Source organism: Mycolicibacterium arseniciresistens (genome assembly GCF_030519285.1).
In the GTDB taxonomy this organism is placed as follows: domain Bacteria; phylum Actinomycetota; class Actinomycetes; order Mycobacteriales; family Mycobacteriaceae; genus Mycobacterium; species Mycobacterium arseniciresistens.
The window spans coordinates 1-2058 of the sequence record NZ_JAUMSQ010000503.1 but is presented as its reverse complement, the minus strand read 5'-3'; the positions used below and the strand labels follow the sequence as shown (position 1 = coordinate 2058).

Genomic DNA, 2058 nt, shown 5'->3' with positions numbered 1-2058 from the left:
CCGGAGTTCCGGCGGGAGCCGGTGCGCCCGCAGGCAACGGAGTACCCGCACTGCCTGCGGGAACCGGCTGGGTTCCCGCGGGAACCGGCTGGGTTCCTGCGGGGACCGGGGCACCCTCGGGCAGCGGCGTGCCCGCACTGCCTTCCGGCAGCGGAACACCGTCAGGTCCGACGGCGACCGGGGTGCCCTGTGCGCCCGGCGCGGCCGGATCGGTCTCGTTGCTCGCCGGGGCGGGCGTCAGCTCGTCCTCCGCCGTGGCCGGCGCCTCGTCGGCGACCTCTGCAGGAGCGGCCGAGCTACCCGAGGGGTAGTTCGAGGTGCCCGGAGCCGTCTGCGGCGCGGCCGGCGGCTCGTCCCACGCCAGGACGTCACGCCCGCCGGCGTTGTAGACGACGGTGTCCGGCGCGGGGCCGGTCACGTCGAAGTAGATCTTGCCGCTGGTCTCCTGACCCTGCGCGATGGTTGCCGGATTGACACCCTGCGGTGTGGCCACCTGGAACAGCGCGCGGTAGTTCTGGCCGTCCGCGGCGCGGGCGTTGAAGTTGGACACGATCGGCGTCGCCGATCCCGCCACGGCCTTGTCGGTCGCGGTGGCTTCCCACAGCGTGCCGCGCACCTGGTAGGGAATGGTGTCCGAGCTGGGCTTGAGGCCTGTCACCGTCCACTGCTGGATGACGTTCCCGTCGCGCAGTTCTGCCTGGCTGCCCAGGTCCTGGGTGGTGACACCGGCCGTGTCCGCGCCCGCGATCGGCGCCGCGATGACGCCTGCGGCTCCCGCAGCGAAGGTTGCTGCGGCCAGTGCATTGGTGATGATCGTGATCTTCAAGGTTGTTCGCTCCTGAGTCGTCCGACTGCCGACTCCCCCGGTCTTAGGGAGGTCACAGACTCGAAGTTAGCAGGTCGTTCGGCACAAGATCATCCCCGCCTGTCGTGAACGCTGCGCCAACGGGGCCGGTCCGTCACGTGCGAAGCACCGCCAAGACGCCTCGTCACCACCGCTTTCGGCGGTCGTTGGTGCTTGCTGGCGAACGAACTCAGCCGCGATCGCGGATGCGATCGTCGTGAGTCGGAAAGTGCGAGGCGAGGATGGCGGCGATCTCCAGGAAGCGCCGACGGGTCGCCTGGGACATCTCGCTGGTGCGGTCGATGACGCCACCCGGCCGCAGGTGTCCGTCGAACGGCACCTCGACCACCGCCTGACCCTGGCCGGCGAACTGCTGGGCCAGGATCGACCGGGTGCGTTTGTCGGCATGGCCGTCGGAGTCGTTGAGCACCACGACCGTGCGCTGCAGCAGACCGTTCAGCCCGCGGTTGGCCAGCCAGTCCATCGTCTGCCCCGCGGCAGCGGCGCCGTCGACCCAGGGCGAGGACACCACGATCAGCGCGTCGAGGTCACGCAGTACCTCCTGCGTCACCGGGGAGTCCATCGTGGAACTGCAGTCGACGACGGAGATCGAGAAGTACCGGTCCAACCGCGAGGTGGCCTCGCGGTAGATCGCAGGGTCGAGCACCCGGCGACGGGCCGGGGTGGCCTCACCGGCCAGGACGAACAGACCGGCGGCGTTGTTGCCGACCCTGCTGCGGACGTCGGCGAACGAGTCCAGGTGCTGGTCACTGGCCAGTTCCCAGTACGAGCCCTGCGCCTTCGGGTCGACCCGGCTGCCCAGTTTCCCGAACGCCGTGTCGGCGTCGATGGCCACCACGCGGTCGTCCTGGCGGAGTTCGGCGAAGATCGACCCGATGCTCGCCGACACCGTCGTCTTGCCCACGCCGCCCTTGCCCATCACGCCGACCTTGTAGTGGCCGCGCAGCGCTCCCCGGATCTTCGCCTCGAGTTCGGCCTGACGCAGCTCGTCGGCCGAGGGACCGGGATTGATCGCGCCGAAACTCGCGCGGTAGACGAGCCGCCGCCAGCCGCGTTGCGGAGGTGTCCGGCGGGCGGGCACCAGGTCGTTGACCCGGATGCGGTCAGCGTAGGAACCGCTCGGCGGCGGCGCCGCGATGCGGGCGTCCGGACCGTAGGCGGCAGCCGGCCACGGGCGCGGCGCCGCTCCCGGC

The 2058-nt window shown here is 70.7% G+C and carries 2 protein-coding genes; both read right to left on the bottom strand.

Annotated features, from left to right (window positions below; genetic code table 11):
• On the bottom strand, positions 1–826 hold an 826-nt coding region (locus tag Q2100_RS31040), incomplete at its 3' end, for an MPT63 family protein (RefSeq protein WP_302917096.1).
• A 208-nt stretch (positions 827–1034) separates the two neighbouring features.
• Positions 1035–2058: MinD/ParA family ATP-binding protein (locus Q2100_RS31035; protein ID WP_302917095.1), on the bottom strand; the 1024-nt coding region annotated here is incomplete at its 5' end.